This is a genomic window from Nocardioides conyzicola (genome assembly GCF_039543825.1).
Taxonomy (GTDB): domain Bacteria; phylum Actinomycetota; class Actinomycetes; order Propionibacteriales; family Nocardioidaceae; genus Nocardioides; species Nocardioides conyzicola.
On record NZ_BAABKM010000005.1, the window covers coordinates 29937 to 46029 of the forward strand.

Below are 16093 nucleotides of genomic sequence, written 5' to 3' on the forward strand. Positions count from 1 at the left end.
GAGACTAGAACACGTTCTTGTTCTTGGCTAGGCTCCCCGCCATGACCGACGCCGAGACCGAATCCCAGCCCCACTGCCTCGTCGAGCAGGACGGCCACAAGCTCATCGTCACGATGAACCGTCCGGAGTCCCGCAACGCCCTCTCCGGCGAGATGATGGCGATCATGGAGGAGGCCTGGGACCGGGCCAACAGCGACGACTCGGTCCGGGTCGTGATCCTGACCGGCGCCGGCGGCTACTTCTGCGCGGGCATGGACCTCAAGGCCGCCACCAAGCGGTCCCCGGACGAGAGCTTCAAGTCCGGCTTCGACCCGCGGGTGATCAAGGGGCTCCTCAAGGGCTTCCGGCTGACCAAGCCGCTGATCGCCGCGGTCGAGGGCCCGGCCATCGCCGGCGGCACCGAAATCCTGCAGGGCACCGACATCCGGATCGCCGGCGAGTCCGCCCGCTTCGGCGTCGCCGAGGCCCGGTGGAGCCTCTACCCGATGGGTGGCTCCGCCGTACGGCTCCCCCGGCAGATCCCGTACACGATCGCGATGGACCTCCTGCTGACCGGCCGCGCCATCAAGGCGCCGGAGGCCAAGGAGATCGGCCTGATCGGGACCGTCGTCCCCGACGGCGAGGCGCTCGCCAAGGCGCACGAGATCGCCGACCTGATCTGCGCCAACGGCCCGCTCGCCGTCCAGGCGATCCTCAAGACCGTCCGCGACTCCGAGGGCAAGCACGAGGAGGACTGCTGGGCCGACGACGCCGAGGTCGGCAAGGCCGTCTTCGCGTCCGAGGACGCCAAGGAGGGTCCGCGGGCGTTCGCCGAGAAGCGCGCGCCGCAGTTCCAGGGACGCTAGAGGCTCGCTGCGAGCCACGCCAGCTGGCGGGTGCGCTGGAACGCGTCGCCGCCCTCGTGGTCGTTGTAGGCGTAGACCTCGATCTCCTTCGGTCCGCCGTAGGAGTTGTACGCCGCGAACACGGTCGACGGCGGACAGGTGAGGTCCATCAGCGCGACCGACCACAGGGACGGGGCCGACGCCAGGCGACCCAGCACGGCGACGTCGAAGTAGGACAGTGTCGCGAAGGCCTGCTCGACCCGGTCCCGGTGCGCCGCGAGGTAGCGCACCAGCTCGAGGTAGGGCTCGGTCTGGGCGACGGACGCGGCCCGCCGGAAGTCGCACAGGAACGGCACGTCCGGCAGCACGGCGGCCACGGAGGAGGGGGCCAGGGCGGCAACGGAGGTCGAGATCCCGCCGCCCTGGCTCCCTCCCGCCACGGCCACCCGAGAGGGGTCCACCCGCTCGTGCCCGCGCAGCACCTCGAGCGCGGCCACGGCGTCGGCGTAGACCCTGCGGTAGTAGTAGGTGTCCGGCGCCTCGATGCCCCGGGTGAGGAACCCCGGCTGGGCCGGGCCGGAGCCGCCCGGGTCGCCGGTGGCCCCGGTCGTCCAGCCACTCCCCTGGCCTCGCGTGTCGACGACGAGGTGCGCGTAGCCCGCGCTCGCCCAGAAGACGTGCTCGTGCGGCAGCCCGCGGCCGCCGTTGTAGCCCTGGTACTGCACCACCCCGGGGAGTACGCCGGGCCGCAGCGGCTCGGCCGGCAGGTGCAGCCAGGCGCGGACCGGGTGGTCGTCGAAGCCGGCCAGCGTGACGTCGTACGTCTCCACGGTGACGAGCCCGGACTCCACCCGCTCCAGCACCGGCGGCGTCCGGCCGATCCGCGCCAGCGTGCCGGCCCAGAACTCCGCGAGGTCGCCCGGGACCGGCAGGTCCGGCCGGTAGACCCGCGCCTCCTCCAGCGACAGGTCGTAGTGCATCAGCCGAGCTCGACCCGCACGACCGGCTCCAGGACGCGCTCGACGCCCACGACGCGGCTCGGCCCGACCAGCTCCAGGGCGACCACCTCGCGGATGTCCGTGCTCGACGCCCCGACCCACAGCTCGACCTCGCCGGGCTCGACGATGCGCACCAGGTCGCGGCCGGTGAAGGACGTGAGGTCGGCGGACAGCGTGAACGACACCCGGGCGCTCCGCCCGACCGCGAGGTCGATCCGCGCCGCGCCGACGAGTGCCTGGACCGGGCGCACCACCGAGGCCGACCGGTCGTGGAGGTAGACCTGCACCACCTCGGACACGTCCCGGTCGGCCTCGTTCGCGAGCTGCACCACGAGCTCGCAGGTGCCGTCGGTCCCCCACATCGGACCCGACGACGCCGACACCCCGCCCCAGGTGGCGGTTGCGTACGACAACCCGTGGCCGAACGCAAAGAGCGGCGTCGGGTCCACGACGCTCACCTCGTTACGGCGGCCCAGCGAGGAGGCGAGGTACGTCGAGGGCTGGGTCGACCCGGCCCCGGGGAAGCTGACCGGCAGCCGGCCGGACGGGTTGACCCGCCCGCTCAGCACGTCGGCGATCGCCTGCGCCCCCTCCTCGCCCGGGAAGAACCCGCAGACCAGCCCGGCCAGCCGGTCGACCTGGCGGCTGAGGTCGTAGGGGCGCCCGACGAGCAGCACGGCCACGACCGGGGTGCCGGTCGCGAGCAGCGCCTCGAGCAGCTCCTCCTGGCGACCCGGGAGGTCCAGGTCGGGGACGTCGCAGCCCTCGCCGGACGTGCCCTTCCCGAACAGGCCCGCCTGGTCGCCCAGCACGACCACGCAGACCTCGGCGGCCGCGGCCACCGCGGCGGCGGCCTCGATGTCGGCGTCCTCGCCGCCGAGCACCGGGCAGCCGAGGGCGTAGGTGACGTCGTACGTCTCCGCGAGCACCTCGCGCACCGTGCGGATCTCGACCCCGTCCTCGACGCCGGGGTGGTGCACGAGGACGTGCAGCGGGAACGAGTAGCAGCCGAGCATCGCCTCCGACGTGTCGGCGCGGGGACCGATGACCGCGATCGGGGCGCCCGCGGCGAGCGGCAGGCTGCCGTCGTTGGCGAGCAGCACCACCGAGCGACGGGCCAGCTCGAGCGCCACGGCGCGGGACTCCGGAGGGTCGAGGTCGACGTCGGTCACCTCGACCGGCGCCCAGTCGGGGTCGAGCAGGCCGAGCTCGCACTTCTGGCGCAGCACCCGGAAGAGCGCCCGGTCGATCACCTTCTCCTCGACCAGCCCGGCGGCGAGGGCCGCGAGCAGCGGGTCGCCGAAGGCGTTCGTCGAGGGCAGCTCGACGTCGATCCCGGCCTCCAGGGACAGGGCCGCCGCCGCACCGAGGTCGTCCGCCACGTGGTGCAGGGTCTGCAGGAAGGCGACGGAGAAGTAGTCGGAGGCCACGGTCCCGGTGAAGCCGAGCCGCTCGCGCAGCAGGGTGGTCAGCAGGTCGGCGTCGGCAGCGGCGGGGACGCCGTCGATGTCGGTGTAGGAGTTCATCACCGATCGGGCGCCGGCCCGCAGCGCCATCTCGAACGGCGGCAGGATCACGTCGGCGAGCTCGCGCGGTCCCATGGAGACGGGCCCGAGGTTGCGAGCGGCCCGGGACGCGGAGTAGCCCAGGAAGTGCTTGAGCGTCGAGACGACGCCGCCGTCCTCCAGCCCGCGCACGTACGCACTGGCCATCATCCCGATGAGCATCGGGTCCTCGCCCAGGGTCTCCTCGACCCGACCCCACCGCAGGTCGCGGACGACGTCGAGCACCGGCGCCAGCCCCTGGTGGATGCCGAGGCTGCGCATCGCCCCGGCGATCTGTCCCGCCATCCGCTCGACCAGCGCGGGGTCGAAGGACGCCGCCCAGCACAGCGGCGAGGGATAGATCGTGGCCCGCCAGACCGCGAGACCGGTGAGGCACTCCTCGTGGGCGAGGGCGGGGATGCCGAACCGGTTGGCCGCCATCACGCCCCGCTGCCGGTCCGCGAGGATCTGCAGGCCCTCGGCCGGCTCCAGCGGACCCGTGCCGAACGTGCGGGTGAGCTGGCCGAGACCGTCCTCGATCACCTCCTCCCACGACGGCAGCGGGCCGACGCTCTCGCGCAGCATCGGCGCCATGCCGCCCGCCCCGGGCTCCAGCCACCACACTCCGGAGAGCTGGGCCACCTTCTCCTGCACGGTCATCTGCGAGACCAGGTCGGCGACCCGGTCGTCGACGTGGGCAGTGGGGTCCCGCCACAGCGAGGTCATTGGGCAGCTCCTGGTGCAGCAGTCGTACGCCGGGGAACCAGCGTGGTCTCGAGGGTGACGTGGGTGTCGTCGACGACGTGCCCGGCGATCAGCGCGACGAGCATGGCGATGGCGTCGTGCCCCATCTGGCGCATCGGCTGCTGCACGGTGGTCAACGGCGGGTGGGACAGGGCCGACTCGGGGATGTTGTCGAAGCCCACGACGGACAGCTGCCGCGGCACGTCGACGCCCAGCTCTGCGGCGACCTCGAGCGTGGCCAGGGCCGAGATGTCGTTGGCCGCGAAGATCGCGGTCGGCGGCTCGGGCAGCCGGAGCAGGGTCCGGGCCGCGTCGCGGGCCTGCTCGGGGTCGAACGCGCCGTCAGCGAGCAGCGTCTCGTCGACCGGTACGCCGGCGGCTGCGTGCGCCTCGCGGTAGCCGCGCTCGCGCAGCTGCGCCGAGACCAGGTCGGCGCGGCCGGTCACCATGCCGATGCGGCGGTGGCCGAGGCCGAGCAGGTGGTCGACCCCCATCCGGCCTCCCTGGAGGTTGTCGGAGGCCACCGTCGGGAGGCTGGACCGACCGGTGTGCGGGTCGACCGCGACCACCGGGCCGTCGTACTGCACGTCGGTGACGGTCGGCGTCACCAGGACGGCCCCGTCGACGAGGGTCCCCATCACCCGGGAGAGGTAGCGGCGCTCCCACCCGACGTGCTCGTCGAACCGACCGCCGGCGGAGTAGGCCACGAGCTCGTAGCCCGTGCCGCGGATCGCGTCGGCCGCCCCCTTGAGCACCTCGGTGCTGAACGGCTCGAAGTCGGCGACGAGCAGGCCGATCACGTTGGTGCGGGTGTTGCGCAGGCTCCGGGCGACCAGGCTGGTCTCGTAGCCGAGGCGGTTGATCACCTTGCTGACGTGGTCGAAGGTCTGCACGGACACGCCGTACCGCCCGTTCATCACCTTGGACACGGTCGACACCGAGACCCCGGCCTCGGCCGCGACCTGCTGCATGGTGACGCGGCTGCCCGACCTGGGGAGGTTCGGCTCCTCCACGATGCTGTGCTCCACGTCGCCCGTCATCCCTTCACCGCGCCCTGCAGCCCGCTGACGATCCGACGCTGCATCGCGAGGAACAGGATCAGGGCCGGGATCATCGCCAGGGTCGTGAACGCCAGCACCCCGGCCGTGTCGGACGAGTGCTCGCTCGAGTAGTCCGCGACACCGAGCGGCAGCGTACGCATGTCGTCCTGCAGGAGGAGCAGCGGCAGCAGGTAGGCGTTCCACGAGGTCACGAACGCGAGGACGCCCACGGTGACCAGCGCCGGCACGGAGAGCGGGATCACCAGCCGCCAGAAGATGCCGATCCGGGACGCGCCGTCCATCAGGGCCGCCTCCTCCAGCTCCTTCGGGATGGCCATCAGGAAGGGCCGCAGGATCACCACCGTGATGGGCAGCGCGAACGCCGCCTGCGGCAGCGCGACCCCCCACCAGCTGTTGGCCATGTGCAGGTCGCGGGTGACGAGGATGAAGAGCGGGATGATCGCCACCGCCGCCGGGAAGAGCAGGCCGAGGACGAAGACCATGAAGAGTGGCTCCCGCGCCTTGAACTGGTAGCGCGCGAGCGGGTACGCCGCCATCACGCCGAACAGCACCGCGACCGCCGTGGTGATCAGCGCGACGATCGACGAGTTCAGCGCGTAGCGCCAGAAGGCCTCTTTGGTCAGCACCGCGGTGTAGTTGGAGAAGACCCAGGGGTCCGGCAGGCCGGAGGGGTCCCGCGCCAGCTGCTCGTTGCTGCGGAAGCCCCCGAGGGCGCCGTACACGACGGGCCCGAGGGTGACGATGACGGCGACCAGCGCGAGCAGGTAGACCAGCAGGCTTCCCGACCCGAAGGGCCGTGCGCGTCGGATCATGTCCGCCTCACCTCTCCACAGCGGTGTCGCGCCGCAGCACGAACACCTGGTAGACGAGCGCCATCAGGAAGCCGATCACGAAGAGGATCACGGAGGCGGCACCGGCGATGCCGTAGTTGTGGCGGCCGGTGCCCTGGTTGACCAGGTACGTCGCCATCGTGGTCGTCGCGTTGGCCGGGCCACCGCCGGTCAGGATCCAGACCATGTCGAAGAGCTGCAGCGAGCCGATCATCGACAGGAAGCACCAGGTGCGGATCGTCGGCCCGAGCAGCGGGATCGCGATCCGGCGCTGGACCTGCCACCAGCTCGCGCCGTCGAGCTGCGCCGCCTCGTACAGGTCGGTGGGCACGCCCTGCAGGCCCGCGAGGAAGAGCAGGATCGCCAGCCCGAGGTACTTCCAGGTGAGCACCACGAAGACGGTGGCCAGCGCGAGGTTCGGCGTCCCGAGGAAGCCCTGCTCGGGCGGGGTCAGCCCGACCGCGCTGATCAGACCGTCGATGACGCCCGACTCCGGCTGCAGCAGCTGGTACCAGACGACGCCGGCGATCACCTCGGCCACGACGTACGGCACGAAGACGATGGTCCGGATCAGGCCGCGGCCACGGATCTTGCGGTCGAGCAGCAGCGCCACGGCCAGGCCGAGCGGCAGCTGGATCACGATCGACGCGAACACGATGATGAAGTTGTGCGTCACCGCGTCGGTGAAGACCTCGTCGGTCAGCACGTAGCGGTAGTTGTCGATGCCGATGAAGTCGTCCATCGGGCCGAAGCCCTTCCACCGGTAGAACGACATCCGGACCGCCGCGACCACCGGCCAGACGACGAAGACCGTCATCAGCGCCAGCGCCGGCGTCACGAAGAACGCGATCTCCAGGCGCTGTCGCCATCCCGACCCGACGGGCCGGGGGGCCACCCGGCGCACTGCGCGCGGGGTGGCCCCTCCGAGAGGTGCGGACGCCGTGGAGGTGTCGACGTCCTCATCGATCACGGTCAGCTCACCGCTCCCGTCACTTCTCGGCGTCCGCGGCCTGCTGCGTCGTGTCGACGACGTCCTGCGGGGAGGCGTCGCCCGCGAACAGCAGGGCGATCTCGTCGTTCATCGCACCGCCGATCGAGGCACCGAAGGCCGTGTCGAAGTACAGCTGGACGAACGGCGCGTCGTCACGGGCCTTGAGCACGCCGGCCAGGGCCGGGTCCTTGACGGAGCCGTTCGCCGCCGGGTTGGTCGGCAGACCCATGTCGTTGGACGCGAAGCCCTCCTGCACCTTGTCGGACAGCAGGTACTTCACGAAGTCGACCGCCTCGTCGGGGGCCTTCTCGGAGACCGCCCAGGCGTCACCGCCGCCGAGTGCGTCGGCCGGGTCGCCCTGACCGCCGTCGACCGCCGGGAAGGGGAACCACCCGGTCTTGTCGCCCAGGCCCTTGCCGTCGTCGGTGAGGCCCTGCATGACGCCGGGCTCCCAGTGGCCCTGCATCTCCATCGCGACCTTGCCCGTGGCGAGCAGGCCCGACGCGGAGGTCGCACCCTCCTGCGCCTTCGTGGTCAGGAAGCCCTTGTTGAAGGGATCCGTCGCGAGCAGGGCCTTGACGTCGTCGCCGGCCTTCACGAAGCACGGGTCGGAGAAGTCCAGGCTGGTGACCGCGTCCTTGAGGACGTCCTCGGGGCACTCGCGCAGCGCGGTGTAGTACCAGTAGTGCGCCGCCGGCCACTTGTCGCCGGCGCCCACGGACATCGGCGTGATACCGGCGTCCTTGAGCTTGGCGATGTCGTCGAACCACTCGTCCATCGTGGTGGGCGGCGCCGTGATGCCGGCCTGGTCGAAGAGCTCGGTGTTGTACCAGACCCCGACCACCCCGAGGGAGAACGGCAGCGCGTAGGTCTTGCCGTCGATCTGCCAGCCGCCGACGGAGCCGCCGATCTTGCCGATCTCCTCGGACGCCGAGTCCGAGATGTCCTTGACCATGCCGGCGTCGACGTGGTCGGCCAGCTCGCCGCCGCCGCGCTCCATGTAGATGTCGGGGATGTCCCCGCTCTGGAACGCCGCGTCGAGCTTGTCGACCATGTCCTCGTGCGCCATGGCGCTGATCTTGATCTTGACGCCGGGGTGGTCGGCCTCGTAGTCCTTGGCCACCTGCTCGTAGTAGCCCATGCCGGGCTGGTTGTTCGAGTTGTGCCACCAGGTGATCGTGGTGCTGCCACCGCTCTCGTCCGACGAGTCGTCGCTGCCACAGGCGGCGAACGCCAACACGCCGGCGCAGATCGCGGCGATAGCCGCGCTGCGAGTCTTCGACCTCATAGGGAAACCCTTCCGTTCGGCGTACGCCGCGTGCGACGTACGTCACACATGACCGGAAAGGTGTCACCGCCGGACGGGCGTGTCAATCGTTGTCGATAACGTTTTCCATCGTTTGGGCATTTTCGAAACAAACGACGGTGGGAGCGCGCTCACGAGACCCATTCGGGAGAGAAGCGTCCGCAATGTCTCCGCCTCGTCGGCGGTTCCGGTGGCACGTTCGACAGCGCCTGACAGAATCCCCCTGTGCCGTGGCCGACCTGGGATCAAGCTGCAGTGGCTGCTCTCGTCAGCGGACTGGTGTGGCTCGTCGTACGCCTCTGGCCGACGCGTGCGACGCCGCACGTCGAGCCGGCGGCCGCCGAGTTCGCGCTGATCGCGTCGCTGTACGCCCTGTGGCGGCTGGCCCGGATGCTGCCGATCGCGTCCACGCACGGCGCGATCGCCCGGGCGCACGACATCGCGTCCTTCCAGGACTGGCTGCACCTGCCGTCCGAGCTGACCCTCCAGCGCTACGTCATGGACCACGACCGCATCGCCGACCTCACGACCTGGTACTACGCCACGGTCCACGTGCCGGCCCTGATCGCGTTCCTGATCTGGCTCTTCGTCCGGCACCGCGACAAGTACAAGCACTGGCGCACCGGGCTCGCGCTCATCACGGCGTGGTGCCTGGTCATCCGCTTCGTCCGGGTGGCTCCGCCGCGCTTCCTGCCCGATCTCGGCTACGTCGACATGGGCCAGCAGTACGGCATGTCGGTCTACGCGACCGACCCCACGACCGGAGTGTCGGACCAGTTCGCCGCGATGCCATCGATCCACGTGGCGTGGGCCGCCGTCGTGTCCTTCGGCATCGTCGCCGCGAGCACCAGCCGCTGGCGCTGGGTCTTCCTGCTGCACGTCGTCCTGACCATGCTGGTCGTCTCGGCGACCGGCAACCACTGGTGGATGGACGGCATCGTCGCGATCGCCCTGCTCGCCGGGTCCCTCGCGGCCGACACCGCCATCCGCGGTTACTTCCAGCGGCGCGCCGAGGCCGCCTCAGCCGACGGCGCGGTCACCGGTCCAGAACTGAGCCCGCAGGGCCTTCTTGTCCGGCTTCCCGAGCCCGGTCAGGGGCAGTGAGTCGGCGACGATCACCTGCTTGGGCGACTGCACCGAGCCCTTGCGGTCCTTGACCATCTGCTGGATCTCGCTCGTCATGGTCGCGATCGACTCCTCGTCGCGCGGCGCGTCGGAGCGGAGCACGACGATCGCGGTGACCGCCTCGCCGAACTTCTCGTGCGGCGTGCCGATCACGCCGACCTGGGCGATCGCCGGGTGCTCGGCCACGACGTCCTCGACCTCGCGCGGGAAGACGTTGAAGCCACCCGTCACGATCATGTCCTTGGTGCGGTCGACGATGTACCAGAAGCCGTCCTCGTCCTCGCGAGCCACGTCGCCGGTGTGCATCCAGCCGTCGCGGAAGGTCTCGGCGGTCTCGTCGGGCAGCTTCCAGTAGCCCCCGGCCAGCAGCGGGCCGGCGACGCAGATCTCGCCCGGCTCCCCCACCGGGACCTGCTTGCCGTCCTCGTCGAGGAGGGCCGTCCGCACGAAGGCGGACGGCCGGCCGCAGGAGGCGAGCCGGCGGTCGTCGCCGCTGACGTGGTCCTCCTTGGACAGGTAGGTGATCGCCATCGGCGCCTCGGACTGCCCGTAGTACTGGGCGAAGATCGGGCCGAACCGGTCGATGGCCTCCTTGAGCCGCACCGGGTTGATCGCGGAGGCGCCGTAGTAGACGGTCTCCAGCGAGGACAGGTCCCGCGTCTTCGAGTCGGGGTGGTCCATCAGGGCGTAGAGCATCGACGGCACCAGCATCGTCGCCGTGATCTTCTGCTCCTCGATCGTCCTCAGCACCTCGGCCGGGTCGAACTTCGAGAGCACGTAGAGGCAGCCGCCCTTGAGGACGGTGGGCACGAAGAAGGCCGCGCCGGCGTGCGACAACGGCGTGCACATCAGGAAGCGCGGCGACTCGGGCCACTCCCACTCCGACATCTGGATCTGGGTCATCGTGTTCATCTGGCGGGAGAGACCGATGACCCCCTTCGGCTTGCCGGTGGTCCCGCCGGTGTAGGTGATCGACACGACGTGGTCGGGGTCGAGCGTCACCGCCTCGAGCGGGATCGGGTCGAACGACGCTGCCGCGGCCGCCAGGTCCTGACCCACGTGGGCGAGTTCCTCGGGCACCGGCCCGATCGTGAGCACCTTCTCCAGCTTCGGGCACTTCTCGAGCAGGCCGAGCACCCGCTCGACGAACATCGGCACCGGGTCGATGGTGATCGAGGTGATCTCGGCGTCGTTGATGACGTACGCGTGGTCGTCGAGCGAGCCCAGCGGGTGCAGCGAGGACCGGCGGTGGCCCTGGGTCTGCCCGGCCCCCAGGATGAAGAGCACCTCGGGCCGGTTCAGGGCGAGCAGCGCCCCGGCCGTGCCGCGGCCGGCGCCGAGCGCCTCGAAGGCCTGTGCGTACTGGCTCATCCGTTCAGCGGCCTGCCCACCGGTGATCGTGGTGTCGCCGAGGTACATCACCGGCTTGTCCCGGTGCCGCTTGAGAGCGGACACCATGAGGTGGCCGTTGTGGGTACCGACTCGCATCTCGTCCGTCATGCGCCCGAGACTAGAACGTGTTTCAGTTCGGGGCAATCACCCTGCGGTGATCCGGGCGAGGACGGCATCGAGCCCGTCGCGCACCGCGTCGTACACCCCGGCCGTGCCGAGGTCGCGGGCGAACTGCTCGTTGAGCCCGCCCGGGGTCGAGTGCGCCTGCGCCAGGGCGGTGAAGTCCGCTCCCGGTGCGCCGAGCTCCACCGACAGGGCCGCGAAGGTGTTGGCGACGTAGCGACGCGCCTCCGGCCCCGGGATGCCGCGGCCGGACAGCCAGTCCGCGACGGCGCCGAGGTAGCCGAAGTACGCCGCGACCGTCGCCGAGGCGGCCGCGACCGACTCGTAGGCCAGCTCGTCCTGGATCACCAGGCTGCCGCCCAGCCGGCCGAAGAACTCCTCGACGGCAGCGCCGCCGGGATGCACCGGCGTCACGCTGTCGCGGGACGCGACCGCGGGCAGCGGCACGCTGCGCGCCACCTCGCGGGCCGGGGCGACGACCTCGCTCAGGTGGGCCAGGTCGAGACCGGCGACGGCACTGACGACGGACTGGTCGGCGCGAAACGTCAGGCCGGCCAGGCTCTCGGCGGCGTCGCCTGGCAGCAGGCAGACGACGACCACGTCAGCCGCGTCGACGACCCCCTGGTTGTCGGTGGCGACGCGCACCGTCGGCAGCCGGCCCGCCAGCTCGGCCGACCGCTCCGCGCCGCGCGGCGAGAGCACGACCTCCGGCGCGTCGGTCACGCCGTCGCACAGGCCCACGACCATCGCCGCAGCGATCGATCCGACACCGATGAAGCCATAGCTCGTCACCGGGCAACTCTGTCACGCCAGGAGCTCGGCCACCGACCGGATCTCGTCGGCGGACCGGGCGCTCAGCAGCAGCGTGGTCACGCCGGTCTCCTCCCACTGGGCGACCCGCTCCTTGACCTCGCCGGCGGTGCCGACGATGTGCATGTCGTCCACGAGCTCGTCGGGGATCAGCGCGGTCGCCTTGTCCTTCTCGCCGTTGAGGTAGAGCCGCTGCACCTCGGCAGCCAGGTCCTCGTAGCCCATCCGCACGAAGACCGCGTTGTGGAAGTTGGCGTCCTTGGCGCCCATCCCGCCCATGTACAGCGACACCGACGGCTTGATCGCGTCCAGGACGAGCTGCTTCTCCTCGGCGTCCTTCACCACCTGGAGGTGGCAGGTCGCCGCGATCTCGAAGTCGTCGCGGCTACGTCGGGCGCCCGGTCGCGCGAAGCCCTCGTCGAGCCAGGGGCGGTACATCGCAGCCGACTTCGGCGTGTAGAAGATCGGGATCCAGCCGTCGGCGATCTCGGCGGTCAGCGCGACGTTCTTGGGACCCTCGGCGCCCAGCCAGATCGGCACGTCCCCGCGCAGCGGGTGCACGATCGGCTTGAGCGGCTTGCCCAGACCGACGGAGTTCTCCCCGCGGAAGGGCAGCGGGTAGTGCGGGCCGTCGTTGGTGACCTTGTCCTCGCGGGCCAGGACCTGGCGGATGATGTCGACGACCTCGCGGGTGCGCGCCAGCGGCTTGCCGAACGGCTGGCCGTACCAGCCCTCCACCACCTGCGGGCCGCTGACGCCCATGCCCAGGATGACCCGGCCGTTGGACAGGTGGTCGAGCGTCAGCAGGTGCATCGCGATCGAGGTCGGCGCCCGACCGGACATCTGGATGATCGAGGTGCCGAGCTTGATCCGGGAGGTCTCGCGGCCCCACCAGGCCAGCGGGGTGAACGCGTCGCTCCCCCACGCCTCCGCCGTGAAGATCGCGTCGAAGCCGGACTCCTCGGCGGCGGCGACGAGCTCGCCCACTCCCTCCGGAGGCTGGGCCCCCCAGTAGCCGAGCTGTAGACCGAGCTTCATTCGTCTCTCCTGTCGTCGGGTGCTTGCCCGATCTTAGAACGTGTTCTAGTTTCGGACCATGACACGAACACTGTCAGCACCGGTCACCGTAGCGTTCGACTACACCCGCTCGACGGGACCCGTCATCGGACGGTTCCTCACCGGCCTCCGCGACGGCGTCGTCGTCGCGGGCCGGACGTCGGGTGGTGAGGTCGTCGTACCCCCGCTGGAGTACGACCCGGACACCCACGACCAGACGAGCGACTTCGTCGAGGTCGCCTCGGTCGGGACGGTCACGTCCTGGACCTGGGTGCCCGAGCCGGTGAAGGACCAGCCCTTCGACCGGCCGTTTGCCTTCGCGCTGGTCACCCTCGACGGGGCCACCCGGCCGTTCTTCCACGCGCTCGACGTGGCGTCGCCCGACGAGGTGAGCACCGGGATGCGGGTCCAGGTCCGATGGGCCGCCGAGCGCACGGGTGCGATCACCGACATCGAGTGCTTCGAGCCCGCGACCGACGCAGGCCCCACCGGCGTGGAGGCCCTCGGCGACAACCCCGTCACTGGTGTCATCACCCCGGTCTCGCTCGACTACCTGTACGCCGCCTCGCCCGAGGAGTCCGCGTTCTACCGCGGCCTCAACGAGGGCCGCATCCTCGGTCAGCGCTGCCCCACCTGCTCCAAGGTCTACGTCCCGCCGCGCAGCGCCTGCCCCGCCGACGGGACGCCGACCGCCGAGGAGGTGGAGGTGTCGCAGACCGGCACGATCACCACCTTCTGCATCGTCAACGTGCCGTTCCTGGGACAGAAGATCGTCCCGCCGTACGTCTCGGCGTACGTCCTGCTCGACGGCGCCGACATCGCCGTCCTCCACCTGATCCTGGGAGTCCCCGCCGACGAGGTCCGGATGGGCATGCGGGTCAAGGCGGTCTGGAAGCCGCGCGAGGAGTGGACCTACTCCCTGGAGAACATCGACCACTTCGAGCCGACCGGCGACCCCGACGCGGACTACGACACCTACCGGCACCACCTCTGAGGGGCGAGAGATGAGAGACGTTGCGATCGTTGGGTTCGCCCAGCGGCAGATGGAAGAGTTCGACGGGTCGCCCACCTGCGTGGAGCTGCTCGTGCCGCTCTTCGCCGAGTGCTACGAGCAGACCGGCTGGAACCGCCACGACATCGGCTTCTGGTGCTCGGGGTCGTCCGACTACCTCGCCGGGCGCTCGTTCTCGTTCGTGTCGGCCGTCGACGCGATCGGCGTGATCCCGCCGGTCAACGAGTCCCACGTCGAGATGGACGCCGCCTGGGCGCTCTACGAGGCCTGGCTGAAGATCCAGACCGGCGAGGTCGACACGGCCCTGGTCTACGGCTTCGGCAAGAGCTCGGCCGGCGTGCTGCGCCGTACGCTCGCGCTACAGCTCGACCCGTACACGATGACGCCGCTGTGGCCCGACACCGTCTCCCTCGCAGGCCTGCAGGCCCGCGCCGGCATCGACGCCGGCACCTGGGACGAGCGGGCGATGGCCGAGGTGGTCAACCGCTCGCTCACCGACGCGGAGAAGAACGAGTACGCGATCCGCAAGGGCGGCTCGTCGGTCGACGAGCTCCTTGCCCGGCCGATGTACGCCGACCCGCTGCGCAAGCACGACTGCGCGCCGGTCACCGACGGGGCGGCCGCCATCGTGCTCGCGGCCGGCGACCGGGCCCGCTCGGTCTCGGACCGGCCGGCGTGGATCTCCGGGATCGCCCACAACGTCGACCCGATCAGCATGGGCAACCGTGAGCTGACCCGCTCCCCCTCCACCGCCGCCGCGGCCGCGGGCCTCGACCTCACCGGGGTCGAGGTCGCCGAGCTGCACGCGCCGTTCAGCCACCAGGAGCTGATCCTGCGCAGCGAGCTCGGTCTCGCGGACGACGTGGCGATCAACCCGTCAGGCGGCGCGCTCGCCGGCAACCCGATGTTCACCGGGGGTCTGATCCGCTTCGGCGAGGCCGCCAAGCAGGTCTGGAGCGGCAACGCCGACAAGGTGCTGGCGCACGCGACCAGCGGGCCGGCGCTCCAGCAGAACCTCGTGACCACCCTGGAAGGAAGGTCCTGACATGGCCAAGCAGCCAGCAGCCGTCGTCGGCATCGGTCAGACCCACCACCGCGCGAAGCGCCAGGACGTGTCGATGGCCGGCCTCTGTCGCGAGGCCATGGACCGGGCGCTCGCCGACGCCAACATGTCGCTCGACGACATCGACGCGATCGTGGTCGGCAAGGCGCCGGACCTCTTCGAGGGCGTGATGATGCCGGAGCTCTACCTCGCCGAGGCGCTCGGCGCGGTCGGCAAGCCGCTCCTGCGCGTGCACACCGCCGGGTCCGTCGGCGGCTCGACCGCCATCGTCGCCTCGTCGCTCGTGTCCTCCGGGGTGCACAAGCGGGTGCTCACCGTGGCCTTCGAGAAGCAGTCGGAGTCCAACGCGATGTGGGCGCTGTCGGTGCCGCTGCCGTTCAACATGCCGGTGCACGCCGGCGCGGGCGGCTACTTCGCGCCCCACGTGCGGTCCTACATCCGCCGCTCGGGCGCCCCGACGCACGTGGGCGCCATCGTGGCCGCCAAGGACCGGCAGAACGCGCTGAAGAACCCCTACGCGCACCTGCACAATCAGGACACGACGGTCGAGTCGGTGCTCGCCTCGCAGATGCTCTGGGACCCGATCAGGTACGACGAGACCTGCCCGTCCTCCGACGGCGCGTGCGCCTTGGTGATCGTCGACGAGGACACCGCCAAGGCCTCGCCCAACCCGGCCTGGATCCACGGCACCGTGATGCGCTCCGAGGCCACCTCGGCGGCCGAGCGCGACCAGGTCAACCCGCAGGCGTCGCGCGACGCCGCGGCGTACCTCTGGAAGACCGCGGGGATCAGCAGCCCGATCGACGAGATCGACATGGCCGAGATCTACGTGCCGTTCTCGTGGTTCGAGCCGATGTGGCTCGAGAGCCTCGGCTTCGCCGCCGAGGGCGAGGGGTGGAAGCTCACCGAGTCGGGCGGCACCGCCATGACCGGCGTGCTCCCCGTCAACTGCTCGGGCGGGGTGCTCTCGTCCAACCCGATCGGCGCCTCCGGGATGCTCCGCTTCGGCGAGGCAGCCCTCCAGGTCCGCGGCGCCGCCGGCGAGCACCAGGTCGACGGCGTCCGCAAGGCGCTCGGGCACGCGTACGGCGGCGGCTCGCAGTTCTTCGCGATGTGGGTCGTGGGGGCGGAGAAGCCGAGCAACTGACGGGAGCGAGTCTCACCTGACGGGACCCGGCCCAGCCGGCAGGCACGGCCCGGAGCGGCGTCCGGTC

The 16093-nt window shown here is 70.8% G+C and carries 14 protein-coding genes; 5 read left to right on the forward strand and 9 right to left on the reverse strand.

Annotated elements, in window-relative coordinates; genetic code table 11:
* Positions 1-41 precede the first annotated feature (41 nt).
* Positions 42-845 (forward strand): crotonase/enoyl-CoA hydratase family protein, encoded by an 804-nt coding sequence (locus tag ABEA34_RS21840; protein ID WP_345523816.1) that lies wholly within the window; start codon positions 42-44, stop codon positions 843-845.
* Here ABEA34_RS21840 and ABEA34_RS21845 read toward each other — a convergent pair.
* The 6 genes from ABEA34_RS21845 to ABEA34_RS21870 are packed head-to-tail and all read right to left on the reverse strand — an operon-like array spanning position 842 to position 8280.
* Complete coding sequence (locus tag ABEA34_RS21845; RefSeq protein WP_345523817.1) at positions 842-1804, reverse strand: acetylxylan esterase; 963 nt, start codon at positions 1802-1804, stop codon at positions 842-844. The two genes, ABEA34_RS21840 and ABEA34_RS21845, sit on opposite strands and share 4 nt — an antisense overlap.
* A complete protein-coding gene (locus ABEA34_RS21850; protein ID WP_345523818.1) occupies positions 1804-4092 on the reverse strand; it encodes a beta-glucosidase family protein in 2289 nt (762 codons plus the stop codon). The genes ABEA34_RS21845 and ABEA34_RS21850 overlap by 1 nt, the downstream gene beginning before the upstream one ends.
* Positions 4089-5150 carry a LacI family DNA-binding transcriptional regulator gene (locus ABEA34_RS21855; protein ID WP_345523820.1) on the reverse strand — a complete coding sequence of 354 codons (1062 nt, stop codon included), beginning with the start codon at positions 5148-5150 and terminating at the stop codon, positions 4089-4091. The genes ABEA34_RS21850 and ABEA34_RS21855 overlap by 4 nt, the downstream gene beginning before the upstream one ends.
* Positions 5147-5983 carry a carbohydrate ABC transporter permease gene (locus ABEA34_RS21860; RefSeq protein WP_345523822.1) on the reverse strand — a complete coding sequence of 279 codons (837 nt, stop codon included), beginning with the start codon at positions 5981-5983 and terminating at the stop codon, positions 5147-5149. The genes ABEA34_RS21855 and ABEA34_RS21860 overlap by 4 nt, the downstream gene beginning before the upstream one ends.
* A 7-nt stretch (positions 5984-5990) precedes the next feature.
* On the reverse strand, positions 5991-6971 hold the full coding sequence (locus ABEA34_RS21865) for a carbohydrate ABC transporter permease (RefSeq protein ID WP_345523823.1): 981 nt from the start codon (positions 6969-6971) through the stop codon (positions 5991-5993).
* Positions 6972-6990: 19 nt separating this feature from the next.
* Positions 6991-8280, reverse strand: a complete 1290-nt coding sequence (locus ABEA34_RS21870) for an ABC transporter substrate-binding protein (protein ID WP_345523824.1) — start codon at positions 8278-8280, stop codon at positions 6991-6993.
* A 273-nt stretch (positions 8281-8553) separates the two neighbouring features.
* Between ABEA34_RS21870 and ABEA34_RS21875 the strand changes: the two genes are divergently transcribed.
* A complete protein-coding gene (locus ABEA34_RS21875; protein ID WP_345523825.1) occupies positions 8554-9402 on the forward strand; it encodes a phosphatase PAP2 family protein in 849 nt (282 codons plus the stop codon).
* Here ABEA34_RS21875 and fadD8 read toward each other — a convergent pair.
* From fadD8 to ABEA34_RS21890, 3 genes are read right to left on the reverse strand one after another with little or no spacing between them, the layout of a single operon-like run.
* Positions 9319-10923: a fatty-acid--CoA ligase FadD8 gene (gene fadD8 / locus ABEA34_RS21880; protein ID WP_345523826.1), complete on the reverse strand. Its 1605-nt coding sequence runs from the start codon at positions 10921-10923 to the stop codon at positions 9319-9321. The two genes, ABEA34_RS21875 and fadD8, sit on opposite strands and share 84 nt — an antisense overlap.
* A gap of 36 nt (positions 10924-10959) precedes the next feature.
* Positions 10960-11730, reverse strand: coding sequence for an NAD(P)-binding domain-containing protein (locus tag ABEA34_RS21885; protein ID WP_345523827.1), 771 nt, complete (start codon positions 11728-11730; stop codon positions 10960-10962).
* Positions 11731-11742: 12 nt separating this feature from the next.
* The gene (locus ABEA34_RS21890; protein ID WP_345523828.1) at positions 11743-12786 is read right to left on the reverse strand and encodes an LLM class F420-dependent oxidoreductase; all 1044 of its coding nucleotides are present in this window, start codon (positions 12784-12786) and stop codon (positions 11743-11745) included.
* 58 nt (positions 12787-12844) lie between these two features.
* Between ABEA34_RS21890 and ABEA34_RS21895 the strand changes: the two genes are divergently transcribed.
* The 3 genes from ABEA34_RS21895 to ABEA34_RS21905 are packed head-to-tail and all read left to right on the forward strand — an operon-like array spanning position 12845 to position 16026.
* Positions 12845-13798 (forward strand): Zn-ribbon domain-containing OB-fold protein, encoded by a 954-nt coding sequence (locus tag ABEA34_RS21895; protein WP_345523829.1) that lies wholly within the window; start codon positions 12845-12847, stop codon positions 13796-13798.
* Positions 13799-13808: 10 nt separating this feature from the next.
* Positions 13809-14861, forward strand: coding sequence for a thiolase domain-containing protein (locus tag ABEA34_RS21900; protein ID WP_345523830.1), 1053 nt, complete (start codon positions 13809-13811; stop codon positions 14859-14861).
* A gap of 1 nt (position 14862) precedes the next feature.
* Positions 14863-16026: a thiolase domain-containing protein gene (locus ABEA34_RS21905; RefSeq protein WP_345523831.1), complete on the forward strand. Its 1164-nt coding sequence runs from the start codon at positions 14863-14865 to the stop codon at positions 16024-16026.
* Positions 16027-16093 lie beyond the last annotated feature (67 nt).